Genomic DNA, 22,622 nt, shown 5'->3' on the forward strand with positions numbered 1-22,622 from the left:
AGGGAGATGCCACATGAACACGCGAATATGCGCGCTGCTGTTGGCGCTGGTCGCCACCGGGGCCTCGGCCGAAGGCATGGAAGAGCGCCTACGCACGCAACTGCGCAGCACCACCCAGCAGTTGCAGGCGTTGCAAAGCGAACAGGCCCAGGCCAGCGCTGCACGCCTGGCCGCTGAAAACCAGGCCAAGCAAGCCCAGGCGCAGATCAAGCAACTGACCGCCGAGCTGGAAAAAGCCCGTGGTACGGCTGAGCAACTGGCCGGCCAGCAACAGAGCCTGCACAGCCAGGCGCAGGCCCAGGTGGCGGCGAGCAACGAGCAGATCGGCAAGTTCAAGAAGGCCTATGAAGAACTGCTGGCCCTCGCCAAGGGCAAAGAGGCCGAGCGCGCGCGGCTGCAAGCACAATTGAGTGAACGTGACACACAAGTGCAGCAATGTTCAGCCAAGAATCAACAAATGTACGGCGTGGCCCAGCAGTTGCTCGCGGCCTACGAAAAAATCGACGTGGCCGAGGTGATGAGTATTCGCCAGCCCTTCGCCAGTGGTGCGCGGGTCAAGTTCGAGGAACTGGCCCAGGGCTTTGGCGACGATTTGTACAAGACCCGTTATGACGCGCCCCAGGCAGCTGCCACTCACTGATAGACAAGGAAGAGATCCCCATGAGCGAATTGATCACCGGCGTGACCGTCCAGAGTTTGACCGAGCTGTTGCAAGAGGCCGGCTACCGGGTCAACCAGAGCGAACAGAACGGCATCGTGCAACTGCTCAGCGCCAGCCAGGGCATCGGCTTTGCCGTGCGCTTTGGCAACCCGTCGGCAGAGCCGGGCAGCTATGTGGACTTCACCTACAACTGCGCGCTGCGGGTACAGGGCGCATTGCCCGAGGGCCTGGCCCAGGTGTGGAATGCCTCGCGCCGCTTTGCGCGGTTGTCGTTGCAGGGCGAGTTCCTGTTGATGGAAATGGACGTGGTGGTGGCCGGCGTTGGCGCCACGCACCTGCGCAGCCAGCTGGAGCTGTGGGACCGCCTGTTGCAGGAATTTATCGTCTACCTGCGTGAATACAGCCAACAGGCTGCGCAGTTGCAGGCCCAGGCGGCTGAACCCGTGGCTGAAGAGGCGCCGATCCTGTGAAAAAGCCAACCTTGCTTGTCGGCGCCGGTGCGCTGACGTTGCTGGTGGTGGCGGTGGGGCTGAGCCTGCGCCCGGGCAGCGACCCGGTCGCCGCGCAGCAGCCGGCGCCCGCCGTCAGCCCCGAACAGGGCGGGCCAGCCGTGGCACGCCTGGGCAACCAGCACATTGACCTGACTGAACTGAAAAGCGTGCTGGCGAGCCTGCCGGCCGAAACCCGCGAGCAACTGCGCGGTAACCGCGGCGCCCTGGAGACCTGGCTGCGTTCGCGCCTGGCGCAGAAGGCCGTGCTCGAACAGGCCGACGCCCAGGGCTGGCGCCAGCGCCCGGAGGTGGAGCAACAGACCCGCGCCGCCACCGAGCAGATCGTGTTCCGCGACTACATGCTCTCGGTCAGCCAGGTGCCGGCCGATTACCCCAGCGCCGCCGAGTTGCAACAAGCCTACGACAGCGGCAAGGCGCAGTGGGTGACGCCGCCGATGTATCGGGTCAGCCAGATTTTCCTCGCGGTGGATGGCCCGCAAAGCGTCGACGCGGTGCGGCGCCAGGCCCAGGAACTGAGCCGCAAGGCCCAGGCGGCGCCGGCGGATTTTGCCGCCCTGGCCGCGCAATATTCCCAGGACCCCGGCACTGCGCAACAGGGCGGCGACTCGGGCTTGCAGCCGTTGCAGCAACTGGTACCGCAGGTGCGCGAGGTGGTCTCGCGGCTCAAGGTCGGCGCGGTGTCGGACGCGGTGCAGAGCGCGGCGGGTTTTCATGTGCTCAAGCTCACCGCGCAGCAACCGGCGCGTACCGCCACCCTCGACGAACTGCGCGAGCGCCTGACCCAGGCCCTGCGCGCCCAACGTCAGGAACAGATTGCCAAGGCGTACCTCGAAGGCATGCTCAACACCGCCACCTTGAGCATCGACGGAGCACAGCTGAACACCGTGCTGGAGTGATACGCGTCGACCGCATTGGATGCACAAGCCCCACAAGACAGGGAGTCTCCCATGGCATTTCTAGAACCGTCCGGCCCCCAGGGGCCTGCACCCTATCGCGAGCCGAACCCGGTGCGCGGCGCCTGGCTGGCATTAGCCAGCGAGATCGAGCCGGAGGTGGTGCGCTACTTCCTGGTCAGTGCGCGTTGCGGCTGTTTCATGCAGGCCGCGCGCAGCCTGAATATCAAGGCGACCCTGCTGCGCAAACGCCTGGCGCAGCTGGAGGAACAGCTGCACCATTCGCTGTTCAGCTACCAGGGCAATGGCCTGGTCCTCAGTCGCGACGGCCAGCAACTGCAAGCGCAATTGGTCGCCCTGGCCCATGAGCGGCGCCTGCCGGTGCTGGAGCAGCCGTTGATCCGCCTGGCGGTGGCCGAACCGATCCTGCACGACATCCTTGGCCGCGACCTGATCGCCTTGCTGCGCCGTAACGCCAGCGTGCGCCTGGAGATCATCTCCCTGGACAGCCAACTGTCACTGCAGGCGGTGGACGTGGATGTGGTGCTGTGGCTCTCCGACGCGGATGGCCCCGCGCCGGGCCCGAGTTTCCCCACCGAGCCACCGAAGCGCCTGGCGCGCTTGCACTACTTGCCGCATATCGCCAAGCGCTACTCGCGACTGACGACCCGCCCCGACAGTGTCGACGACCTCGCCGACTACATGCTGGTGCAGTGGCGACCCGACGTACAGGTCGACGCCTTGCAGCCCTGGAACCGCGTGGTGGAACAACGCCTGGCGGCAGTGGTGCAGGTGCAGGCCTATTCGCTGATGCTGGAGATGATTCGCTGCGGCGCGTGCATCGGCTTGTTGCCCCATTACATGAGCAGCTTCGACCGTGGGCTGGTGGCCTTGCCGGGCTTGCTCGCCGAGAGCATGCAGCGCCAGGTGTGGCTGGCGGTGAACGCACAGGTGCAGCACGCCGAGACCGTGCAGATGATTGTCGAGTTGATCGTCAGTACGTTCGACGGGCGGCGCGAGTGGTTTGATTAACGCTGCAACACCCCCCGAAACGTCGCGCTCAGGGCCCGCAATGTTTCACGGGAGCGTGTGTCACTGATGCGGCTGTAGAGCACCACTTCACTCACGGGCAAGGCGGGCAAACCGTATTGCCCACTCACCTCCACGGCGCCGGCCGGTGCCACGCGGTGGGCGAGGGCGGCCACGCCCAACCCGGCGCTGACCGCTGCCCCCACCGCCATCACGCCGCCGCCGACAAACACTTCGGCCCAGTCGATGCGCGCGGCGTCCAGTGCCTGTGTCGCCAACTGGCGAACGCCGCAGGGCGCGGCCATGGTCGCCATGCGCAACGGCGTGCCTGGGCTGTGTTGCCAGCCGGGCGCGGCAAACCAGCCAAAACGTTCCACCGCCAAGACTTCGCCGTCCTGGCGATCGCCTTCGTTGCGCACGATCACGGCGTCCAGTTCGTTGCGGTCGAACGCGCCGACCAGGTCGCGGGAGGAGGCGATGCGCACTTCCAGGATCACCAGCGGGTCGTAGGCGGCGAGACGGCTTAGCCAGGAGGGTAAGTCCGGCCCGGCCACGTGGTCGCTGATGCCGATCACCAGGCGCCGGGAGGCGTGACTGCCGAGGTCGGCCAGGGCGCGTTCATGGGCATTGAGCAGGGCGCGGGCCGCGACGATAAAGCGTTCGCCCTGGGGCGACAGCCGCACATGGCGGGGGGTGCGCTCCAGCAGGCGATAACCCAGGCGCTCTTCAAGGCGCTTGAGCTTGAGGCTGATGGCGGCCTGGGAGGTGTCGAGGGCTTCGGCAGCGCGGGTGAAACTGGCGAAATCGGCGACCAGCACAAACGCCTGCACGGTGTCGATATCCAGGGGTTTGGGCGCATCGGTCATATCAAATCCTTATCGCACTTATATTGGGTGATATCTTGTTGAAATCATCGCCGCTGCGCAAGCTGGACCCTCAATTTGCACGGGAGCTTTTCCATGTTTGCCAAACAGTATTCACATCGCTTGCCTGCCGACTACGACATGGGCGTGATTCGCCAGCGCGCGACGCAATTGGGGCCGTTATGGGACGGCACCGAGGGTTTGATTTTCAAGGCCTTCATTGCTCAGGAGCACGGGCAGGGAGCGGGCGTGGGCAACCTGTATGCCTCGGTGTACCTGTGGTCGGACCCGTTGCAGGCCGCCGATTTTCTGCTGGGCGAACGCTTTCAAAAAGTGCTCGACAGCTTTGGTCGACCGCACATTGAAAGCTGGCTGCCGCTGGACGTGCAGCGCGGGCCGGCGCAGGGCGCCTTGAGCCTGTATCGAGAGGAGTGGGCGCTGGAACCGGGCGCAGACCGGGCCGCGAGGCTGGCCGAGGAGAAAGTGCGCAACCGGCAGGTGGCGGACCGCCGCGATACGTTCGCGGTGCTCCTGGCCTTGGATGTGCAGGCCTGGCGCCTGGTGCGCATCACCGTATCGGCCCAGCCGGTGGCGGCGGAGCGTCCGGGCACGGGCTACCAGGTGCTCTATCTGGCGCAAGGCGTTGCGTCACAGGGCTAAGTGCGCCAGTCTTGGTGGCTTGATCTTTCCTGTCGCAGCGACTTGCAATGCATGCCACCCGTTTGACATTGATTTGCCATGCCCTCACCCCGCTGCAAAAGCGCGGGCGCTTCCCCGATGACGAATCGCTGGCGCTGAATGGGCCAGGTGCAACGCTGTCCCTGGCCGGTGGCTTCAAGAAAGGCCGGCGCCTGCTGTGTGGGCCTGAGGCCCGGACCCGCGAGACCGCGCGTCTGTTCGGCACCGACGCGGTGATCGAGCCGGCGCTGCGCGATGGCGATTTCGGCCAGTGGAAAGGCCAGGACATCGGTCAACTGGACAGCGATGCCTTGACGACCTGGCTCACCGACAGTGCCAGCGCTCCCCATGGCGGCGAGTCGGTGGACCAGATCTGCACGCGGGTGGCGCTGTGGATGGAATCCCTGGAAAGCCAGCCTGGGCATGTGTTGGCCGTCACCCATCCGTTTGTTATCCGCGCGGCGATGCTGTACGTCATGCGCTATCCCATCGCGCTGTTCCACCGCATTGATGTCGAGCCGTTGTCCGCCACCGAGCTGCGCTTCAACGGTGTCTGGCGCCTGCGCCTGGAAACTCACGCCTGGCCCCCCGAACATGGCAAAATCGCCGCCCCGCAATGAGAGCAACCCATGAAACGCATCCTGATCATCGGCATTGGCGCCGGCAACCCTGACTACATCACGATGCAGGCCGTGAAAGCACTGAATCGCACGGATGTGTTTTTCCTGATGGACAAGGGCCAGAGCAAAGACAAGCTGATCGACCTGCGCCGCGAGATCTGCGAGACCTATATCACCGAGCCCGGCTATCGCTTCGTCGAGGCCGATTGCCCCGAGCGGGTGCGCGGTGATATCGACTACACCACCGCCGTGCAGGACCTCAATCGCGACAAGCAGCAGACGTTCGAGCGCATGATCAACGAGCACCTGGCGGACGGTGAGGTGGGGGCTTTCCTGGCGTGGGGCGACCCAGCGTTGTACGACAGCACCATTCGTATCTTGCAGGCGATCCTGGCCAGCGGCCGCTGTGCCTTTGAGTTCGAGGTGATCCCCGGCATCACCAGCGTGCAGGCCCTGGCCGCGCAACACAAAGTCCCGCTGAACCGCATCGGCAAGTCCATCGAGATCACCACCGGGCGCCGCTTGGCGGCGGGGCAGGCGAGTGATGCCGATACCCTGGTGGTGATGCTCGACGCGGAAGATTCCTACCGTACGGTGGCCGACCAGGACCTGGATATCTACTGGGGCGCCTACCTGGGCACGCCGGATGAAATCCTGATCAGTGGCAAAGTCAGTGACGTGGCTGAACAGATCGAACGGGTGCGCAAGGCCGCGCGCCTGGACAACGGCTGGATCATGGACACTTATTTATTGCGCAAACCCTGAGGTCATTTCCCATGCTCAAACTGTTTGCCCTGGCGCTGACCCTGGTGGCCGGCGCCGCCCAGGCCGATGCTACCCTGCACACCGACTTGCCGTTGTCCTACCTGGAACAGACCCAGGGCGATGCGCGTAACCAGCCGTTGGTGATTTTCCTGCACGGGTTCGGCAGCAACGAGGAAGACTTGTTTGGCATCAAGGATGCGCTGCCGTCGACCTGGACCTACCTGTCAGCCCGCGCGCCCATGCCCGTGGACCCCCACGGGTTTCGCTGGTTTACCAAGACGCCGGGTGAGGGCGATTACGATGGGGTGACTGAGGATCTGCAGAGCAGTGCCAGGCTGATCAAGGACTTTGTCGGCAAGGCCACCGCCAAGTACCACACCCAGCCTGACCGGGTGTTCCTGGTGGGGTTCAGCCAGGGCGCGATCATGTCTTACGAGGTGGCATTGCGTGATCCTGGGCTGGTGCGCGGCATCGCAGCGCTCAGTGGCAGCGTGCTGCCGGTGCTCAAGGCTGAGCTCAAGCCGGATCCGCGATTGGCACCCCTGGCGATCTTCATTGGCCACGGCACGTTGGACCAGGCACTGCCCTATGCGTCGGCAACGCGGGCGAATGAGGTATTGGAGAAGATCGGGCTGAAGCCGGAGTTCCATACCTATCCGGGCATGAACCACACCGTCAGCGCAGCGGAAATCCAGGACCTGAAAGCCTGGTTGGAAAAAAGCTTGAAGTAAACGCGGTCAAAAGGGTGGGAGGGAAGGCCCCTTAATGTGGCGAGCAGGCTTGTTGTGGCAAGCCCTAATGCCGTTCAGTTAAGCGTACATCGCCTTCTGTAGGAGCGAGCTTGCTCGCGGCAAGCCCTAATGCCGTTCAGTTAAGGCTTTTTTGTAGGAGCGAGCTTGCTCGCGAAGAACTCACAGGCGCCGCGTTCACTCAGGAAACACGCGTTATCGTTGACGTTTTTCGCGAGCAAGCTCGCTCCTACAGAAGTCGATGTACGCTTAACTGAACGGCATTAGGGCAAGCCCGCTCGCCACAGTTAGCCCGTCTGCCATAACAGCCCACATGCCACAACAGTCCGCTCGGCACTGAAGTGCGGTTCCCCCATGGGATCTTCATTGCCGGGAATAAGTTAACCGCCGAAGGTTTGTGAAGGCCGGCGCAATGTCGGGTCAAACGGGTTGATCCTGGGACCGATCGCCGCCGCTTCGCGTTTCAACAACTCCACCACCATCGGCAACCGGCTCGGCCCCAGGCGATCGCTGATGGTCGCCACGCTCAATGCCGCCACCGCATGCCCGTCCCGGTTGAGGATCGGTACCGCCAGCCCCGCCATGCCTTCCAGCACCCCGGTGTTGCGCGCCGCATAGCCCAGGTTGCGCACATTCTCCACCTCCGAACGCAACAGCACCTCGTCATACAGATGGAAATCCTTGAGCCGTGGCAAGTTGTAGCGGATCACCGTCTCGCGCTCTTCTTCCGGCAGGAATGCCAGGATGGCCAGGCTGCCCTGCCCCACGCCCAATGCCACGCGCCCGCCGATGTCGCCGGTGAAGGTGCGGATCGGGTACGGGCCCTCGCTGCGGTCCAGGCAGATCGCGTCAAAGCCGCTGCGCGCCAGCAAAAACAATGAGTCGCCCAAGGACGCGCTCAAGCGCAGCATGCTCGGGCGCACCAAGTCGCGCAGGTTGCCGGTCTTGCCCGCGTTCGCCGCCAGGGCGAAGAACTCCAGGCTCAGGCGATAACGTTTGCTGCGCGCGTCCTGTTCGACCATGCCTTCGTCCATCAGGCTGCGCAGCAGGCGGTGGGTGGTGGGCTGGGACAGGCCGACCTGTTGGGCGAGTTGGGTGACGCGCTCACCACCTTCCGGCACCTCACCCAGGGTACGCAGCAACGCGAACAGACGGGACACCCCGCCCGCCCCCACTTCCTTACTGTTGTTATTCCGCTCAGTGGAATCCATAACGCGCTATCTCATGAGTAATTCTGTTCAGTGAATAAATCTTAAAATAATTGCTCACCCAGTGAAATTCCATCTTCCGCCCATCCTAGTCTTCGTCCTAATCTGCGTCCACAGGGGCGAAATGAACAACAACCGGCAGCCGACTTGAGATCGAGCGCCAACGCACCCGCAACACTCTTTTCGCATCTGCCCAAAACAAAAAAAGCGCGTTTCGACGCGACTGAAAAAAAGGTGGAACGCAGACATGGCATTTCTCCAACTCAACGCCTTGAGCAAACGCTACGGCGCCGTCGACGCGGTGGTCGCCACTGACTTGGCGGTGGAAAAAGGCGAGTTCGTTTCCCTGCTCGGCCCCTCGGGCTGCGGCAAGACCACTACCTTGCAAATGATCGCCGGCTTCGTCGAGGTGAGCGGCGGCCAGATCCTGCTCGACGGCCGCGACATCACCCATGCCAAGCCCGCCAGCCGTGGCCTGGGCGTGGTGTTTCAGAGCTACGCGCTGTTCCCGCACATGAGCGTGCGCGACAACGTCGCCTTCGGCCTGAAGATGCGCAAGGTGCCGGGCAGCGAGATCGCCGCCAAGGTCAAGACCGTGCTGGAGCTGGTGCGCCTGGCCCCCCACGCCGACCGTTACCCACGGGAGTTATCCGGCGGCCAGCGCCAACGCGTGGCCCTGGCGCGCGCCCTGGTGATCGAGCCGCCGGTGTTGCTGCTGGATGAGCCGCTGTCCAACCTCGACGCCAACCTGCGCGAAGAGATGCAGTTTGAAATCCGCCGTATCCAGTGCGCGGTGGGCATCACCACCTTGATGGTCACTCACGACCAGGCCGAGGCGCTGTCCATCAGCGATCGTGTGGTGGTGATGCAAGCCGGGCGCGTGACCCAGATCGATGTGCCGTACACCCTGTACGAACACCCCCGCACGCGGTTTATCTCGGACTTCGTCGGCAAGGCCAACCTGCTGCCCGGCGACTATGACGAGCTCGGCACTGCGCAGGTCCGCCACGCCAAGGGCGACGGCGAGTTGGTGTTGAGCCTGCGCCCGGAAAAAATCCAGCTGGTGGACGCCGGCACCGGCCGCCTGCAAGGCCAGGTCGTCAACCGCTACTTCTTCGGCAGCCAGTGGCTGTACCGCCTCCAGACCGCGCTGGGCGAAATCACCGTGGTGCGTAGCAACGACGGCAGCGCGCCGTTGGGCCATGGCGCAACGGTCGGCCTGGATTGGCAGGCCGACCTGCTGCGGGTATTGGCGACGGATGAGGTGCACGCATGAGTCGGGGTTATTGGCTCTCGCTGCCGGCGCTGGTGCTGTTCGCCGGGCTGCTGATCCTGCCGTTGGGCCTGACGCTGGTGCTGTCGTTCAACGTGTTCGACTATCAGGTGGGTGTAAAGGCGGATGAATGGACCTTGGCCCATTACCTGTCGTTGTTCAGCGATGCGTACTTCTACGAGATCTTCTGGCGCACCTTCTGGATCAGCGCGTTGGTGACCTTGCTGTGCGTGGTGATTGGCGTGCCCGAGGCCTACATCCTCAGCCGCATGGGCACACCGTGGCGCTCGATCTTCCTGATTTTGATCCTCACGCCGCTGTTGATTTCGGTGGTGGTGCGGGCGTTCGGCTGGAGCCTGCTGCTCGGTGCCGACGGGCTGGTGAACCAGATGATCCAGGCGCTGGGCGGGCGCCCGGTGAAGCTGTTGTACACGCCGTTCGCGGTGATCATTGCGCTGGTGCACGTGATGCTGCCGTTCATGATCATTCCGGTGTGGACCTCGCTGCAAAAGCTCGACCCCTCGGCCGAACAGGCGGCGTTGTCGCTGGGCGCAAGCCAGGCCACGGTGATGCGTAAGATCGTGTTGCCACAGGTCATGCCCGGCGTGCTGTCCGGCACCTTGATTGTGTTCGGCCTGGCCGCCAGCTCCTTTGCGATCCCCGGCCTGCTCGGCGGACGCCGCCTGAAAATGGTCGCCACCGTGGTGTACGACCAGTACCTCTCGGAACTCAACTGGCCCATGGGCGCGACCATCGCGGTGGTGCTGTTGCTGGTCAATCTGCTGATCATGCTGAGCTGGAACCGCATGGTCGAAGGCCGCTACAAAAAGTCCCTGGGGGTTTAAGCGCATGTCCAGAAACGGTCCTTTGGCCCTCGGTTTCCACGGTTTGGTGGTGCTGTTCATGATGGCGCCGCTGGTGGTGGTGTGCCTGGTGGCTTTCACCCCGGAAAACACCTTGAGCCTGCCCACCTCGGGTTTCTCACTGCGCTGGTTTCGCGCCGTGTTCGAGCGGGCCGACTTTATCCAGGCGTTCTATAACAGCCTGATCCTGGCGTTTACCGCCGCGACCTTGGCGACACTGATCGCGGTGCCGGCAGCGTTGGCGATCAGTCGCTATCAGTTCCCGGGGCGCAACTTCTTCAGCACCTTGTTCCTGTCACCGATCATCATCCCGCACCTGGTACTGGGGGTGGCGATGCTGCGCCTGTTTGCGCTGATGGGGGTGAATGGCAGCTTCACCTGGCTGATGTTGGCGCACGTGGTGATCATCACGCCCTATGTGCTGCGCCTGGTATTGGCGGCGGCGGTCGGCATGGATCGCAGCGCCGAGCAGGCCGCCGAGTCCCTCGGCGCCGGGCGCATCACGCTGTTTCTCAGGGTGACGTTGCCGATGATTTTGCCCGGCGTGGCCGGTGGCTGGTTGCTGGCCTTCATCAACAGTTTCGATGAGGTGACCTTGTCGATCTTTGTCAGCTCGCCAGCCACGCAAACCCTGCCGGTGCGCATGTATGTGTACGCCACCGAGTCCATCGACCCGATGATGGCGGCGGTGTCGGCGCTGGTGATTGCGCTGACGGCGGCGACCATGATTCTGCTCGACCGGGTCTACGGCCTGGACCGCGTGCTGGTGGGGAAACATTGATGGCTCTGTTCAAACGATTGGCCGAGACCGCGCGCCCTGCCGTGGCCTTCACCCTCGACGGGCAACCGGCCACCGGCCTGCGCGGCGACACCCTGCTGACCGCCGTGCTGACCTGTGCCGAGCACCTGCGCGGCAGCGATTTCAGCGCCGAGCGCCGCGCCGGGTTTTGCCTGATGGGCGCCTGCCAGGACTGCTGGGTGCGCCTGGAGGATGGGCGGCGGGTACGCGCCTGCTCGACGTTGCTGGAAGAAGGCCAGGTGATCAGCCGTGATCCGGGGCGCCAGCTATGAAGCCGGTGGTGATTGTGGGCGCAGGCCCGGCGGGGATCAGCGCGGCGCGCACCCTGCTCGACCACGGCGTCAAACCTTGCCTGATCGATGAAAGCCTGCGCGGTGGCGGGCAGATCTATCGGCGCCAACCAGCGGGTTTCCAACGCTCAGCCAAGCAGGTCTACGGTTTTGACGCGCGCAAGGCAGACGCCGTGCACCGCACGATGGATGAGTTGGCCGGTTTGATCGACTATCGGCCCGAAACCCTGGTGTGGAATGCCGAGGACGGTCGCCTGGACACGCTCAAGAGCGGCCGTGCCGAGAGCCTCGAGTATTCGCGGATCATCGTCGCGACCGGCGCCACCGACCGTATCCTGCCTGTTTCGGGCTGGACCTTGCCCGGCGTCTACAGCCTGGGCGCCGCGCAAATCGCCTTGAAGTACCAGGGCTGCGCCATCGGCGAACGGGTGGCGTTTTGTGGCAGCGGGCCATTGCTCTATTTAGTGGCTTATCAATACGCCAAGGCCGGGGCCAAGGTGGTGGCGGTGCTCGACAGCGCGCCGTTCAGTGCGCAATGCCGTGCGTTGCCGGCGCTGCTCGGGCAACCGGCGACGTTGGCCAAGGGCTTGTATTACCGCGCCTGGCTGAGCGCCCACGGGGTTCCCGTGCATCAGGGCGTGACGCTCCAGCAGATCGAGGGCGAACAGCGGGTCAGCGGTATTCGTTGGGATAGGCAAGATTTGGCCTGTGACGCCGTGGCCTTCGCCCACGCCCTGCGCAGCGAAACCCAACTGGCGGATCTGCTCGGCTGTGAATTTGAATGGAATGCCTTGAACCGTGCCTGGTTGCCGCGCCGGGACAACGCTGGGCGCAGCAGCCTCGCAGGCGTGTACCTGGCAGGCGACGGTGCCGGGATCATGGGCGCGGATGCCGCACAGATGGCGGGCGAGCGGGCGGCGTTGGCGGTGTTGGAAGACGCAGGCGTGGCCATCGATCATCGCCGCCCCGCTGTGCTGGAGCAGCAATTGGCAGGCATCCAACGCTTTCGCCAGGGGTTGGAGACTGCGTTCCCCTTCCCTGAAGACTGGGCGGCGCAGGCACCGGATGAATTGATTGTGTGCCGCTGTGAAGAAGTCAGCGTCGGCGATGTACGCGCCGTGGTGGATGAAGGCCACTGGGAGATCAACCGGGTCAAAGCCCATTGCCGGGTTGGCATGGGCCGCTGCCAGGGCCGCATGTGCGGGCTGGCGGCAGCCGAGATCGTCGCTGAGCGCAGTGGCCGCGGGATTGAACACGTCGGCCGCTTACGTGGCCAGGCACCGATCAAGCCGCTGCCGTTTGGCGTGCAGGTGCAGCCATGATCGACGTCATCGTGTTGGGCGGCGGGATCGTCGGGGCTTCGGCGGCCTTGATGCTGGCGCACAAAGGCCAGCGCGTGGCCCTGGTAGAGCGGGACTTTTGTGGCTCGCATTCCAGTGGCGTGAATTACGGCGGCGTCAGGCGCCAGGGTCGGCCGTTGCATCAGTTGCCGCTGTCGCAGCGTGCCCACCAGCTGTGGGCCGACTTGCCGGGGTTGATCGGTATTGAGGGCGAATACGTGCGCTCCGGGCATCTGAAACTGGCGCGCAGTCATGCGGATTTCGCCGCGTTGCAGGCCTATGCCGAGCAAACCCGAGGTTTTGGCCTGGGCTTGCAGCTGCTCGATCACGCCGAACTGCGCGCACGTTTCCCTTGGGTCGGCGATATCGCAGTGGGGGCTTCACTGTGCCCCGAGGACGGGCACGCCAACCCGCGACTGGTGTCCCCCGCCTTCGCCCGTGCGGCGCAACGCCTGGGCGCATCGGTATACGAGCAGGCCGAAGTGATCCGCATCGAACATGACAGCCGCCATTTCCGCGTGCACTGCGCCAACGGCCTGCACCTGCAAGCCCCCTGGTTATTGAACTGCGCCGGCGCCTGGGCCGGCACCCTCGCCGCGCAATTTGGCGAGCCGGTGCCGATCATTTCGGCGCACCCGGCCATGTTGGTCACCGAACCGCTGCCGGTGGTGATGAACGTGAGCACCGGTGTCGAAGGCGGTGGGATTTATGCACGCCAGGTGGCCCGCGGCAATTGCATCCTTGGCGGCGGGCGCGGCTTTGCCCTTGGCCCCCGGCAGGCGCGCCCCGGGCAAGCGGCAGTGCTGGAAATCCTGCGCAATGCCGCCGAGCTGTACCCGTTCCTCAAGGGCGCCCAGGCGATTCGCACCTGGAGCGGCACCGAAGGTTACCTACCCGATCACGAGCCGGTGATCGGCCCCAGCAGCACCCAACCTGGCCTGCTCCACGGTTTCGGCTTTGCCGGCGCCGGGTTCCAGCTGGGCCCAGCGGTCGGTGAAGCCCTGGCAGAGATCGTCTGCGACGGGGCCAGCCGCCAACCCATCGAAGCGTTTTCCATCCGTCGTTTCCAAGCCTGAGAGGAAAAACATCCATGAACACTCGTATTGCGCTGTCCTGCTTGTCCCTCGCTCTGCTCGCCTCCACCGCCCATGCCGCGCCGACGCTGTACCTGGGCATGAACGGCGGCACCATGGAACGGGTGTACGCCGACAAGGTGCTGCCTGCGTTCGAGAAGGCCAACAACGTCAAGGTGGTGATCGTGCCCGGCACGTCGTCGGACATCCTCGCCAAGGTCCAGGCCAACAAAGACAACCCGCAGATGCACGTGATGTTCCTCGACGACGGCATCATGTACCGCGCCATCTCCATGGGCTTGTGCGACAAACTGGCAGCCAGCCCGACCCTGGAACAGATCCCGGCCAAGGCGAAGATCAAGGACCAGGCCGTGGCCGTGACGTTGGGCGTCACCGGCCTGGGCTACAACGCCAGGATGTTCAAGGAAAAAGGCTGGGCCGCCCCCACCTCATGGATGGACCTGGCCGACCCGCGCTTCAAGGACAAAGTGGTGTTCCAGTCCGTGGCCTCTTCCACTTTCGGCCTGCACGGTTTCCTCATGTTCAACCGCCTCCAGGGCGGCGACGAAACCAACGTGGAGCCCGGCTTCAAGGCCTGGCCAAAAACCGTTGGCCCCAACGTGCTGGAATATATCGCCAGCTCCGCGAAAATCTCCGAGATGGTGCAAACCGACGAAGCGGCGATCTTCCCCCTCACCCCAACCCAGGTGGCCACCCAGAAACTCCTCGGTGTGCCAATGGAATACGCGCAACCCAAGGAAGGCGCCGTGGTGCTGAACGTGGCCGAGTGCGTGATCGCGCGTAATGACCAACCGGAACTGGCACAGAAACTCGCCGCCTTTTTGCTGACCGCCGAGGCCCAGGCCCCGGCGCTGGAGGAAGGCGACCAGATCCCGTCGAACCCGTCCACCCCGACCACCGACAAGACCCGCGCGCGGGTAGAGGCGATGCAGGGGTATTTGCAGACGGCGATTTCGATCGATTGGGACCAGGTGAACCAGGCGCGGCCGGAGTGGAATGCGCGGTGGAGTCGGTCGATTGAGCGGTAGGCGGGTATAGCTTGCGCTCCCACGTTGTTGACGTGGGAGCCGCCGTTACCCTTCCCTGCCCGCCCTGGCCTTGAGTTTATTGCAGTAATTTTTGTAGATCGCTCTCGCGGTATTTCGTTGAATGCGGATTTCAAATAATTTTTGCCGCATTTCCCGGTGGCGTTCGGTATTGAGCAGAAGCAATCCCAGGAGTGGAAATACAACGCCCAGAGAAAACGCCACGGTATGCGGGCGGTATTGAATCGTTGGTATGACCAGCATCAGGCAGAAAGCGAAATAGCCCGCCAGGAGTCCAACTGCCCAGTTGAAGCCACGCACAATCATGAAATTGGAAAACCCGAAGAAAAACGTCAGCGACAGAAGCCCCCACCCCATCAATTCGGTTCTCAGTGACGGCTCGAGCTTGCGCAAATAGTGATCATCAACCAGCACGGTCACCATAGCGGTTGAGAAGATAGCCATGAATATCGTGCTCATGAACACTGGAAAGTTACGGCGGAGAAGACGGAGAGGTGACTCATTCACTCTGAAATCTCCTCGTACCAGCCCACAACTATCGTCGTGGCATTTCCAACGTGACCATGTTGATAACTTCCAGCCAGCCCCGAAATCCCGCCCAGAACATCGTTTAATGGTTCGTTGAAGCGTCGAACCCTGCGGCTTTCTACCCGTTCACGGGGGGTGAGGTGGGCCCAGGGGAAACCGTCCTTCAATACGCTGCTAGCCATTCCTTTACTCCTGAACTCACAAGAGCGCAGAGCGTAAAGAATCAATATCCGTCAAGAATGTAGGAAGGTTTCCTTTTTTAAGACAGGCACTTCCCGATCTGGTCTCAGCGCCTTGTAGTCAATCCTGGGAATGGGAAAGGTACCGCCGCAGAAAGCCGATGGCGGGCCGATCCGGTTCGGCTGGAATATTCGCGAGCACATCAACATTTGATCGTCCGTTCAAGCGGGAACTATCGGCAGCGCGCGTTTGTGCGCTGTCTTGCTGTACGCCCCTTCGACAATCGTCCTCACCCGCTCACTCACCGGCTCGCCCATCAGGTAGGCATCGATCTCTTCGTACGTGCAGCCATAGGCATGTTCATCCAGCTTGCCCGGTACGAGTTCTTCCAGGTCGGCAGTGGGCTGCTTGTGCACCAGGTTCGTCGGGGCCCCAAGGGCACTGGCCAACAGACGTACCTGGGTCTTGGTCAGGCCCGACAGCGGTGCCAGGTCACAGGCGCCGTCGCCGAATTTGGTGAAGAAGCCCATCAATGCCTCGGCGCCGTGGTCGGTGCCGACGACCAGGCCGTTGTGCAGGTTGGCCACGGCGTACTGGGCGATCATGCGGGTACGGGCCTTGACGTTGCCTTTGATGAAGTCGACATGCTCCGCACTGGCTTCAGTGGCGCTCAGGCTGGCCATCAGGCCGTCGACGCTGGCGGCGATGTCGAGGGTGTCGATCTGGTCCGGAGCGATGAAGTCCAGGGAGGCCTGGGCGTCGTGTTCGTCGGCCTGGCTCTTGTAGGGCAGGCGCATGGCGATAAAACGCGCGGCGTAGTCCTCGGCCCGCAGTTGCTCCACCGCCAACTGGCACAGGCGACCGGCGGTGAGCGAATCGACGCCGCCGCTGATGCCCAGTACCAGGGCCTTGCAGCCTGAGTGGCGCAAGGTGGTCTTGATGAAGTCGATGCGCCGTTGGATTTCCTTGGCTTCACCGCCCTTGACCAGTTGCCGATCGATATTCAGTTCCTGCGCGATACGTTCTTGCATGTCACACCTCCACCCTGCCCACGTTGAACACCTGTGCCGCGTACTGCAAAAACGAGGCGTCTTCGCAGACATTCTTGATCGGATCATCGGAGAATTTCACCACCGGTTCGCCGTGCACCCGTACCAGCTTCATGACGATACTCAGCGGCTCGACGCCCTCCACATCGCACGCCAGGCTGGTGCCCATGCCGAAACCGAACTTGGCCTTGCCACGCACGTGACGCAGGATCGGCAGGCATTTTTCGAAGTTCAGGCCGTCGGAGAACATCAGGTCCTTGGTCATCGGGTCGATGCCCAATGCTTTGTAGCGGGCCAGGACTTTGTCGGCCCAGGCGATGGGATCGCCGGAGTCCTGGCGCAAACCGTCGTACAACTTGGCGAAGTACAGGTCGAAGTCCTTGAGGAAAAAGTCGGTGCTGATGGTGTCGGTCAAGGCAATGCCCAGGCGGCCGCGGTATTCACGTACCCAGTTTTCCAGGCCGGCGTTCTGGCTTTCGCGCAAGCGCCCCAGTTGCTGGTGCACCATCATCCACTGGTGAGCCATGGTACCAATCAGCGGCAGGTCGAATTCGTAGGCCAGGTGCGCGTTGCTGGTGCCCACGAAGTGGCCGGGGAAGTCGCGGCGCATGATGTCCACCACTTCACGCTGGGCCTTGAATGACAGGCGCCGACGGGTGGAAAAGTCAGAGACGCGCAGGTCGGCCAGCTCGTCGCGGCTGAGGTGTTTCTCCAGCCAATCGAATTTCTGGTAGAGCTTGCGGGTGACGTCTTCCAGGGTCACGTCCGGGTACTTGTCGCGGTTGCGCAACTCACTGACCAGCGCCAGCACCGGCTGCTCGAACATGATGCAGTGCAGCATCGGGCCGACCACGCGGATATTCAGCTGGCCGTCGATTTCGCTGACGTGGATGTAGCGCAGGTTGAAGCGGAACAGGCCGAGGAAGCGTTCGTAGTCGGGGGTCAGGTATTCGCGAAAGCGTGGGTTGAACAGGAAGCGCAGCTCGCCTTCGCGCATTTGCAGGCCGGCCATTTTTTCAAGCTCGGCACGCAGTTCGGGGATCAGGTGACCGAGTTTTTCCCTGGAGCGCACGATGAAGTTGTATTCCACATCGACATTCGGGTGCTGGTGCAACACCGCCTGCATCATGGTGAAGGTGTAGTAGTCGGTGTCGAGCAAGCCCTGGATCACCGGGGCTTCGTAGTCGTAGGCACTTTCCATGGTGTGTCTCCTTAACGCGTGGCCATCGCGGCCAGTTCTTCGCGGGTGCTGCTGATCACAGCCCCGGCCTTGAGCAACTCATTGACGGCCTGCACGCTCCCCTCGTCGCTGATTCCTCGGCATGCCGGCAGGTGCAGGACCACCTCCAGGCCAGCCTTGAGCAGTTGCAGCGCAGTGGTCTTGACGCAGTAGTCCAGGGCCAGGCCGCCGACAATCACACGGACCACGCCTTGGGCCTTGAGGTATTCGATCACGCCCGTGGAGAGCTTGTCGTGCAGGTCGTGGTAGCAGGCGCCGTAAGGGTGCAGGTCGGGTTCGACGCCTTTCCAGATGAAGTAATCGTAGTCATATGGGGCGGGCAACTCGTCCAGCAGGGTGAAACCCTCGGTGCCCGGCACGCAGTGGCTGACCCAGGTGACATCGGCGTGCGCCAGGCCGGTGGGTTGCAGCATCTCGCTGGGTTGGGCAACCACCCAGGGGGCGTGCGGGCTGTGGGCATCTTTGCTGCCGATGCGGTGGCCGGCGAGGCTGGCCATGTAGTTGAGTTCGGCACCGATCTGGTCACCACCCGCCACCGGCAACTCGTTGGGGCACAGCGGCGTAAAGCTCTTCTGGGCGTCGACGTCGAATGAAGCGATGGCAGTTTTCGAGAGGGTCATGGCGGTTCTCCTGTGGCCTGGAAATAAAAGTACACGTCATGTACTTTCATTGCAAGAAACATTTGTTTATCTATTCTGGACTCAGTACATGACATATCTATTTGATCCGTTAGACTGTGCCCCACCGCTGTTTACAAGGACTCCACATGCCACTGAGCGCCTACCTCCACACCGTCGACCTCTGCGTGCTGTGCTACTGCCGCGCGGCGGGAGAATTAAAGCTGCTGCTGAATAAACGCGACGCCGAGCCGTTCGCCGGGCATTGGGCGCTGCCGGGCGTGGTGGTGAATGGTGGGGTGCAGGATCTGAGCCTCCAGGATGCCGTGGAACGCTTGCGCGCCAGCAGCAAGGTTGGCCTGGCGTTGGCCTGGAGCGAGCAAGTGGGCACGGTGGGCGATGCGTTTCGCGACCCGCGTTGCTGGTCGTCGTCCACTTATTACCTGGCGATCGTCGCCGATGAGGTGGCGCTGGGTGAGCATCAGGGCTGGTTTTCGCTGAAGGCGGTGGCCGATGGCAGCATCAAGTTGCCGTTCGATCACAACAGCATCGTCGCGGCCGTGCAGGAGCGGCTGTTGTCCAAGTCGCTGTACAGCAACTTGCCCTTGATGTTCCTGGGCCATGAGTTCAGCGCGCCGGAAGCGACGACGATCTTCTCGCTGGTGCTGGCGCGGCCAGTGTTGAAGACCAGTATTCGCCAGCGCTTGTTGAAGCTGACGGAGGCAGGGTACTTGCGCGAGACGGGACGCAAGAAGCAAGGCGAAGGCGGCAGGCCCCAGGCGACGGTGGAGAACCTGAGACCTGGGGAGGTTTATTTCTTTGATCGCAGTTTTGCTGACTAAGCACCCTTTTCAAGAACGATGACGTTCAAATGTGGGAGGGGGCAAGTCGAATCGTCGCACCGCCCCTCCCACATTATTTTGATTGGGGTATGGCTTCAGCTCATCCAGTTGCCGCCATCGACGTTATAGGTTTGCGCCACCACATAATCGGCCTCCTTCGACGCCAGGAAAATCGCCATCCCGGTCAAATCCTCGGCCGTCCCCATCCGCCCAAACGGCACCTCGGCCGCCACCTGCCGCTTCTTCTCGCCCGGCGCCAGCCCTTCATGCTTGGCGAACAATGCATCCACCCCGTCCCAATGCTCGCCATCCACCACTCCCGGCGCGATGGCGTTGACGTTGATGCCCTGCTTGATCAGGTTCAGCCCCGCCGATTGCGTGAGGCTGATCACCGCCGCCTTGGTCGCGCAGTAGATCGCCACCAGCGGCTCGCCACGACGCCCGGCCTGGCTGGCCATGTTGATGATCTTGCCGCCATGGCCCTGGCTGATCATCTGCCGTGCCGCCGCCTGCAACGTGAACAACGTGCCGGCAACGTTGATCGAGAACAGCCGCTCATAACTGTCGCGGGTGATATCGACGATGGGCGCCAGGTCGAACAGTGCGGCGTTGTTGACCAGGATATCCAGCTTGCCGGCCTGGGCCACCACGGCGGCAATTGCGCTGTCGATGGAAGCTTGGTCGGTGACGTCCATCGCCACCGCGTAAGCCTGGGGCCCGAGTTCGGCCGCTGTGGCCTGGGCGCGTTGCAGGTTGATATCGGCGATGGCCACGGTCGCGCCTTCGGCGATATAGGCCTGGGCAAAGGCGCGGCCGATGCCGCGCGCCGATCCGGTGATCAGCGCGCTCTTTCCTTCGAGTCGTTTCATGGGTTTGTCCGTCAACGTTATTTGGGATAGCCGGCGCGTTTCATCTCACGCTCGGTGGTGGACTGGGCCTGCTGCAATGCCTGATCGACCGACATGCCGCCGGTCAACGCCGCCGAAAGCAGCTTGCCGACGGAAGTGCCGATGGCCTGGAACTCGGGGATGGTCACGTACTGGATGCCCACGTACGGCACCGGCTGGGCCGAGGGATGCGCGGGATCGGCGTGCTTCATCATCTCCAGGGTGACCCGGGCGAACGGTGCGGCCTTCAGGTAGGCCGCGCTGTAGGTGGATTGGCGCGTGCCCGGCGGTACGTTGGCGAGACCCTCCTTGTCAGCCACCAACTGGATGTAGTCCTTGGAAGTGGCCCAGGTGATAAAGGTCTTGGCGGCATCCTTGTGCTTGGACGTGGCGGGGATCGCCAGGGACCAGGCATAGAGCCAGGAAGAGCCTTTGTCGGTGACTTCGGTGGGCGCGGCGACGAACCCTACGCTGTCGGCGACCTTGCTCTGGCTCTTGTCGGTGGTGAACGAGCCGGCGACGCTGGCATCCACCCAGATGGCGCATTTGCCACTGTTGAACAGTGCCAGGGTTTCGTTGAAGCCGTTGCTGGACACACCCGGCGGGCCGTATTGCTTGAGGGTGTTGACGTAGAAGTTGGCCGCCGCGGTCCACTCGGGGCTGGTCAATTCCGGCTTCCACTGCTCATCGAACCAGCGTGCGCCAAAGGCGTTGGCCATGGTGCTGAGCAGCGCGATGTTCTCGCCCCAGCCGGCCTTGCCGCGCAGGCACATCCCGTATTGGTCTTGGTCTTTAGCCGTGAGCCTGGCGGCGAACTCGCCGAGCTGGGTCCAGGTGGGGTGCGCGGGCATGCTCAGGCCGGCTTGCTTGAACAGGTCGGTGCGGTAATAAGTGACGGTGCTTTCGCCGTAGAACGGCAAGGCGTACAGGGTGTCGTTGACCGACAGGCCCTGGCGCACCGAGGGGAAGATGTCTTCGGCGTCGTAGTCGGCGGGCAGTTGGGTCAACGGCTCCAGCCAGTGCTTGGCGCCCCACAGCGGGGTTTCGTAGGTGCCGATGGTCAGCACGTCGAACTGCCCGCCCTGGGTGGCGATATCGGTGGTGAGGCGTTGACGCAGCACGTTTTCTTCCAGCACCACCCAGTTGAGCCGGATGTCTGGGTGCTGCTGCTCGAACACCTTGGACAGGCGTTGCATGCGGATCATGTCGCTGTTGTTGACCGTGGCGATGGTCACGGTGTCGGCGGCCTGGCTGGGCACGGCCAGTGCCAGGCCGGACAGCAGGAACAGTGCTTGCGGGAACGTGGCTTTGCAGGACTGGAGCATGGCGGTTTGCACCTGTTGTTTTTGTTGTCGAGGGCCGATTACAGCAGCTTGGCCAGGCCCTAACAAACCCATGGCGCATGCACGACTGATACTTTTTTAACCGCCGGCCCCGGATCAAAAAAGTATCAGCGCCGGACGAAACCAGAGGTAGCGCTGCCGTTGCCAACCCGCGTATTTTGAGGCGATTCCACAAGCAAAAGAGGCATCAGCATGCCCGTCGACCGCGCCGCCCTGTTCGAACACCGCCCTGCCGAGCTGGAAGTGATCCTGCCCGAACCTGAGCACGGCTTTCGCTGGTTCGAACATGACTACCCTTTTGAGCTGGCGCGCTGGAACCACCACCCCGAATTCGAAATCCACCTGATCCGCCAGGGCAGTGGCAAGCTGGTGGCGGGCGACTATATCGGGGCGTTCAGCGCCGGGCATGTGGCGCTGATCGGCCCGGACCTGCCCCACGACTGGATCGGCGAGCTGGCACCCGGCGAATACCTGAAGGGTCGCGATGTGGTGCTGCAATTCGACGGCGCCGCCCTCCTCGCCCTGCGCAAGACCCTGCCGGAGCTCGGCGACTTGCACACGCTGTTCGAACAGGCCCGGCGCGGCCTGGAGTTCAGCGGCGACACCGCCGCGCAGGCTGCACGCTTGCTCGAGGCCATCGGCAGCGCCCACGGCCTGCAACGCCTGATCCTGTTCCTGCAACTGCTCGACACCCTGAGGAACGCCCCGCCCCCCGAGGTGAAAGCCCTGGCCAGCGCCTGCTACGCACCAACCCTGGACGCGCGCAGCGCCGAGCGCATCAACAAGGCGTTCGACTACCTGATGCGTGAACTGACCGGCGACTTGCGCCTGTCGGTCATCGCGCAGCAACTGGAGATGAGCGAACCGGGCTTCTCACGCTTCTTCAAGCGCAACACCGGCCACGGGTTCATTGACCTGATGCGCAAGTTCCGCGTGCAGCGCGCCTGTCGCCTGTTGCTGCAAAGCGAGATGTCGGTGGCGGATATCTGCTTTGAGGTGGGCTACGCCAACCTGTCCAACTTCAACCGGCACTTTCGCATCGAGATGCACCAGACACCCAGCGAATACCGGCGCGAAACCGCCATGCACTTGTTCAATCGGATTGAAAAAATGACACCGCGTCATTTCTGATCAAAAGGTCGATTAATCGCGATTTTTTCCAGTCCATTCAAGCCATTGCGCAAAGTTGGTACGACCTGTGCGAGCGTGTGCGCAACGAACTTGGTCGCCAAGTTCGCCTCAACCCGAAGAAT

Annotated in this window: 26 protein-coding genes; 17 read left to right on the forward strand and 9 right to left on the reverse strand. The window is 63.0% G+C overall.

The features are described 5' to 3' along the window. Positions 1–13: 13 nt before the first annotated feature. Genes A7317_RS10755 through A7317_RS10770 form a run of 4 tightly spaced genes read left to right on the forward strand, consistent with a single transcriptional unit; the run spans position 14 to position 3,098 of the window. The gene (locus A7317_RS10755; protein ID WP_024074824.1) at positions 14–640 is read left to right on the forward strand and encodes a hypothetical protein; all 627 of its coding nucleotides are present in this window, start codon (positions 14–16) and stop codon (positions 638–640) included. A gap of 20 nt (positions 641–660) precedes the next feature. After that, positions 661–1,131, forward strand: a complete 471-nt coding sequence (locus tag A7317_RS10760; protein WP_069075760.1) for a YbjN domain-containing protein — start codon at positions 661–663, stop codon at positions 1,129–1,131. Next, positions 1,128–2,069 (forward strand): peptidylprolyl isomerase, encoded by a 942-nt coding sequence (locus tag A7317_RS10765; protein WP_069075761.1) that lies wholly within the window; start codon positions 1,128–1,130, stop codon positions 2,067–2,069. The genes A7317_RS10760 and A7317_RS10765 overlap by 4 nt, the downstream gene beginning before the upstream one ends. 51 nt (positions 2,070–2,120) lie before the next feature. Continuing rightward, positions 2,121–3,098: a LysR family transcriptional regulator gene (locus A7317_RS10770; RefSeq protein ID WP_069075762.1), complete on the forward strand. Its 978-nt coding sequence runs from the start codon at positions 2,121–2,123 to the stop codon at positions 3,096–3,098. Here A7317_RS10770 and A7317_RS10775 read toward each other — a convergent pair. After that, complete coding sequence (locus A7317_RS10775) at positions 3,095–3,961, reverse strand: LysR family transcriptional regulator (protein ID WP_069075763.1); 867 nt, start codon at positions 3,959–3,961, stop codon at positions 3,095–3,097. The genes A7317_RS10770 and A7317_RS10775 overlap by 4 nt on opposite strands. A gap of 93 nt (positions 3,962–4,054) precedes the next feature. On the opposite strand from A7317_RS10775, the gene A7317_RS10780 reads away from it, so the two are divergent. From A7317_RS10780 to A7317_RS10795, 4 genes are read left to right on the forward strand one after another with little or no spacing between them, the layout of a single operon-like run. Further along, a complete protein-coding gene (locus A7317_RS10780; RefSeq protein WP_069075764.1) occupies positions 4,055–4,618 on the forward strand; it encodes a DUF4865 family protein in 564 nt (187 codons plus the stop codon). Between the two features lie 47 nt (positions 4,619–4,665). Continuing rightward, positions 4,666–5,256: a histidine phosphatase family protein gene (locus A7317_RS10785; RefSeq protein WP_069075765.1), complete on the forward strand. Its 591-nt coding sequence runs from the start codon at positions 4,666–4,668 to the stop codon at positions 5,254–5,256. 9 nt (positions 5,257–5,265) lie between these two features. Beyond that, positions 5,266–6,021, forward strand: a complete 756-nt coding sequence (gene cobF / locus A7317_RS10790; RefSeq protein ID WP_024074831.1) for a precorrin-6A synthase (deacetylating) — start codon at positions 5,266–5,268, stop codon at positions 6,019–6,021. Positions 6,022–6,032: 11 nt separating this feature from the next. Beyond that, on the forward strand, positions 6,033–6,752 hold the full coding sequence (locus tag A7317_RS10795) for an alpha/beta hydrolase (protein WP_069075766.1): 720 nt from the start codon (positions 6,033–6,035) through the stop codon (positions 6,750–6,752). Between the two features lie 398 nt (positions 6,753–7,150). On the opposite strand, the gene A7317_RS10800 is transcribed toward A7317_RS10795, so the two are convergent. Continuing rightward, positions 7,151–7,981, reverse strand: a complete 831-nt coding sequence (locus A7317_RS10800; RefSeq protein ID WP_069075767.1) for an IclR family transcriptional regulator — start codon at positions 7,979–7,981, stop codon at positions 7,151–7,153. Between the two features lie 244 nt (positions 7,982–8,225). Between A7317_RS10800 and A7317_RS10805 the strand changes: the two genes are divergently transcribed. The 7 genes from A7317_RS10805 to A7317_RS10835 are packed head-to-tail and all read left to right on the forward strand — an operon-like array spanning position 8,226 to position 14,665. Continuing rightward, positions 8,226–9,254 (forward strand): ABC transporter ATP-binding protein, encoded by a 1,029-nt coding sequence (locus A7317_RS10805; RefSeq protein ID WP_024074862.1) that lies wholly within the window; start codon positions 8,226–8,228, stop codon positions 9,252–9,254. Beyond that, complete coding sequence (locus A7317_RS10810; RefSeq protein WP_069075768.1) at positions 9,251–10,096, forward strand: ABC transporter permease; 846 nt, start codon at positions 9,251–9,253, stop codon at positions 10,094–10,096. Before A7317_RS10805 ends, A7317_RS10810 begins: the two co-directional genes overlap by 4 nt. A gap of 4 nt (positions 10,097–10,100) precedes the next feature. Next, positions 10,101–10,895 carry an ABC transporter permease gene (locus A7317_RS10815; RefSeq protein ID WP_024074860.1) on the forward strand — a complete coding sequence of 265 codons (795 nt, stop codon included), beginning with the start codon at positions 10,101–10,103 and terminating at the stop codon, positions 10,893–10,895. Beyond that, positions 10,895–11,185 carry a (2Fe-2S)-binding protein gene (locus A7317_RS10820; RefSeq protein WP_024074859.1) on the forward strand — a complete coding sequence of 97 codons (291 nt, stop codon included), beginning with the start codon at positions 10,895–10,897 and terminating at the stop codon, positions 11,183–11,185. Before A7317_RS10815 ends, A7317_RS10820 begins: the two co-directional genes overlap by 1 nt. Further along, complete coding sequence (locus tag A7317_RS10825; RefSeq protein ID WP_069075769.1) at positions 11,182–12,525, forward strand: NAD(P)/FAD-dependent oxidoreductase; 1,344 nt, start codon at positions 11,182–11,184, stop codon at positions 12,523–12,525. Before A7317_RS10820 ends, A7317_RS10825 begins: the two co-directional genes overlap by 4 nt. Beyond that, entirely contained in the window at positions 12,522–13,619 is a 1,098-nt protein-coding gene (locus A7317_RS10830; protein WP_069075770.1) for an NAD(P)/FAD-dependent oxidoreductase, read from the forward strand. Before A7317_RS10825 ends, A7317_RS10830 begins: the two co-directional genes overlap by 4 nt. A 14-nt stretch (positions 13,620–13,633) precedes the next feature. Next, positions 13,634–14,665: an ABC transporter substrate-binding protein gene (locus A7317_RS10835; protein ID WP_069075771.1), complete on the forward strand. Its 1,032-nt coding sequence runs from the start codon at positions 13,634–13,636 to the stop codon at positions 14,663–14,665. A gap of 45 nt (positions 14,666–14,710) precedes the next feature. Here A7317_RS10835 and A7317_RS10840 read toward each other — a convergent pair whose 3' ends face one another. From A7317_RS10840 to A7317_RS10855, 5 genes are all read right to left on the reverse strand, one after another. Then, positions 14,711–15,127 carry a hypothetical protein gene (locus tag A7317_RS10840; protein WP_223817850.1) on the reverse strand — a complete coding sequence of 139 codons (417 nt, stop codon included), beginning with the start codon at positions 15,125–15,127 and terminating at the stop codon, positions 14,711–14,713. A 59-nt stretch (positions 15,128–15,186) separates the two neighbouring features. Continuing rightward, entirely contained in the window at positions 15,187–15,393 is a 207-nt protein-coding gene (locus tag A7317_RS30610; RefSeq protein WP_150054877.1) for a hypothetical protein, read from the reverse strand. Between the two features lie 219 nt (positions 15,394–15,612). Next, positions 15,613–16,422, reverse strand: a complete 810-nt coding sequence (nadE, locus tag A7317_RS10845; RefSeq protein WP_024074853.1) for an ammonia-dependent NAD(+) synthetase — start codon at positions 16,420–16,422, stop codon at positions 15,613–15,615. A 1-nt stretch (position 16,423) separates the two neighbouring features. Further along, positions 16,424–17,641: a nicotinate phosphoribosyltransferase gene (gene pncB / locus A7317_RS10850; protein ID WP_069075772.1), complete on the reverse strand. Its 1,218-nt coding sequence runs from the start codon at positions 17,639–17,641 to the stop codon at positions 16,424–16,426. 11 nt (positions 17,642–17,652) lie between these two features. Then, a complete protein-coding gene (locus A7317_RS10855; RefSeq protein ID WP_024074851.1) occupies positions 17,653–18,300 on the reverse strand; it encodes a nicotinamidase in 648 nt (215 codons plus the stop codon). A 146-nt stretch (positions 18,301–18,446) separates the two neighbouring features. Between A7317_RS10855 and A7317_RS10860 the strand changes: the two genes are divergently transcribed. Continuing rightward, positions 18,447–19,139 carry an NUDIX hydrolase gene (locus A7317_RS10860; RefSeq protein WP_069075773.1) on the forward strand — a complete coding sequence of 231 codons (693 nt, stop codon included), beginning with the start codon at positions 18,447–18,449 and terminating at the stop codon, positions 19,137–19,139. 95 nt (positions 19,140–19,234) lie between these two features. Here A7317_RS10860 and A7317_RS10865 read toward each other — a convergent pair whose 3' ends face one another. After that, the gene (locus A7317_RS10865; RefSeq protein ID WP_069075774.1) at positions 19,235–20,008 is read right to left on the reverse strand and encodes an L-iditol 2-dehydrogenase; all 774 of its coding nucleotides are present in this window, start codon (positions 20,006–20,008) and stop codon (positions 19,235–19,237) included. Positions 20,009–20,025: 17 nt separating this feature from the next. Further along, a complete protein-coding gene (locus A7317_RS10870; RefSeq protein WP_069075775.1) occupies positions 20,026–21,351 on the reverse strand; it encodes an ABC transporter substrate-binding protein in 1,326 nt (441 codons plus the stop codon). 210 nt (positions 21,352–21,561) lie between these two features. Between A7317_RS10870 and A7317_RS10875 the strand changes: the two genes are divergently transcribed. Further along, complete coding sequence (locus A7317_RS10875) at positions 21,562–22,500, forward strand: AraC family transcriptional regulator (RefSeq protein ID WP_069075776.1); 939 nt, start codon at positions 21,562–21,564, stop codon at positions 22,498–22,500. Positions 22,501–22,622: the final 122 nt, after the last annotated feature.

The organism is Pseudomonas fluorescens (assembly GCF_001708445.1).
GTDB lineage: Bacteria > Pseudomonadota > Gammaproteobacteria > Pseudomonadales > Pseudomonadaceae > Aquipseudomonas > Aquipseudomonas gorinensis.

What these genes read in the sequence shown, in the direction of transcription:
- A7317_RS10755 (WP_024074824.1), top strand. Translation starts at nt 14, where the DNA reads ATGAACACGCGAATATGCGCGCTGCTGTTGGCGCTGGTCGCCACCGGG.
- A7317_RS10760 (WP_069075760.1), top strand. Translation starts at nt 661, where the DNA reads ATGAGCGAATTGATCACCGGCGTGACCGTCCAGAGTTTGACCGAGCTG.
- A7317_RS10770 (WP_069075762.1), top strand. Translation starts at nt 2,121, where the DNA reads ATGGCATTTCTAGAACCGTCCGGCCCCCAGGGGCCTGCACCCTATCGC.
- A7317_RS10775 (WP_069075763.1), bottom strand. Translation starts at nt 3,961, where the DNA reads ATGACCGATGCGCCCAAACCCCTGGATATCGACACCGTGCAGGCGTTT.
- A7317_RS10780 (WP_069075764.1), top strand. Translation starts at nt 4,055, where the DNA reads ATGTTTGCCAAACAGTATTCACATCGCTTGCCTGCCGACTACGACATG.
- A7317_RS10785 (WP_069075765.1), top strand. Translation starts at nt 4,666, where the DNA reads ATGCATGCCACCCGTTTGACATTGATTTGCCATGCCCTCACCCCGCTG.
- cobF (WP_024074831.1), top strand. Translation starts at nt 5,266, where the DNA reads ATGAAACGCATCCTGATCATCGGCATTGGCGCCGGCAACCCTGACTAC.
- A7317_RS10795 (WP_069075766.1), top strand. Translation starts at nt 6,033, where the DNA reads ATGCTCAAACTGTTTGCCCTGGCGCTGACCCTGGTGGCCGGCGCCGCC.
- A7317_RS10800 (WP_069075767.1), bottom strand. Translation starts at nt 7,981, where the DNA reads ATGGATTCCACTGAGCGGAATAACAACAGTAAGGAAGTGGGGGCGGGC.
- A7317_RS10805 (WP_024074862.1), top strand. Translation starts at nt 8,226, where the DNA reads ATGGCATTTCTCCAACTCAACGCCTTGAGCAAACGCTACGGCGCCGTC.
- A7317_RS10810 (WP_069075768.1), top strand. Translation starts at nt 9,251, where the DNA reads ATGAGTCGGGGTTATTGGCTCTCGCTGCCGGCGCTGGTGCTGTTCGCC.
- A7317_RS10815 (WP_024074860.1), top strand. Translation starts at nt 10,101, where the DNA reads ATGTCCAGAAACGGTCCTTTGGCCCTCGGTTTCCACGGTTTGGTGGTG.
- A7317_RS10820 (WP_024074859.1), top strand. Translation starts at nt 10,895, where the DNA reads ATGGCTCTGTTCAAACGATTGGCCGAGACCGCGCGCCCTGCCGTGGCC.
- A7317_RS10825 (WP_069075769.1), top strand. Translation starts at nt 11,182, where the DNA reads ATGAAGCCGGTGGTGATTGTGGGCGCAGGCCCGGCGGGGATCAGCGCG.
- A7317_RS10830 (WP_069075770.1), top strand. Translation starts at nt 12,522, where the DNA reads ATGATCGACGTCATCGTGTTGGGCGGCGGGATCGTCGGGGCTTCGGCG.
- A7317_RS10835 (WP_069075771.1), top strand. Translation starts at nt 13,634, where the DNA reads ATGAACACTCGTATTGCGCTGTCCTGCTTGTCCCTCGCTCTGCTCGCC.
- A7317_RS10840 (WP_223817850.1), bottom strand. Translation starts at nt 15,127, where the DNA reads ATGGCTATCTTCTCAACCGCTATGGTGACCGTGCTGGTTGATGATCAC.
- A7317_RS30610 (WP_150054877.1), bottom strand. Translation starts at nt 15,393, where the DNA reads ATGGCTAGCAGCGTATTGAAGGACGGTTTCCCCTGGGCCCACCTCACC.
- nadE (WP_024074853.1), bottom strand. Translation starts at nt 16,422, where the DNA reads ATGCAAGAACGTATCGCGCAGGAACTGAATATCGATCGGCAACTGGTC.
- pncB (WP_069075772.1), bottom strand. Translation starts at nt 17,641, where the DNA reads ATGGAAAGTGCCTACGACTACGAAGCCCCGGTGATCCAGGGCTTGCTC.
- A7317_RS10855 (WP_024074851.1), bottom strand. Translation starts at nt 18,300, where the DNA reads ATGACCCTCTCGAAAACTGCCATCGCTTCATTCGACGTCGACGCCCAG.
- A7317_RS10860 (WP_069075773.1), top strand. Translation starts at nt 18,447, where the DNA reads ATGCCACTGAGCGCCTACCTCCACACCGTCGACCTCTGCGTGCTGTGC.
- A7317_RS10865 (WP_069075774.1), bottom strand. Translation starts at nt 20,008, where the DNA reads ATGAAACGACTCGAAGGAAAGAGCGCGCTGATCACCGGATCGGCGCGC.
- A7317_RS10870 (WP_069075775.1), bottom strand. Translation starts at nt 21,351, where the DNA reads ATGCTCCAGTCCTGCAAAGCCACGTTCCCGCAAGCACTGTTCCTGCTG.
- A7317_RS10875 (WP_069075776.1), top strand. Translation starts at nt 21,562, where the DNA reads ATGCCCGTCGACCGCGCCGCCCTGTTCGAACACCGCCCTGCCGAGCTG.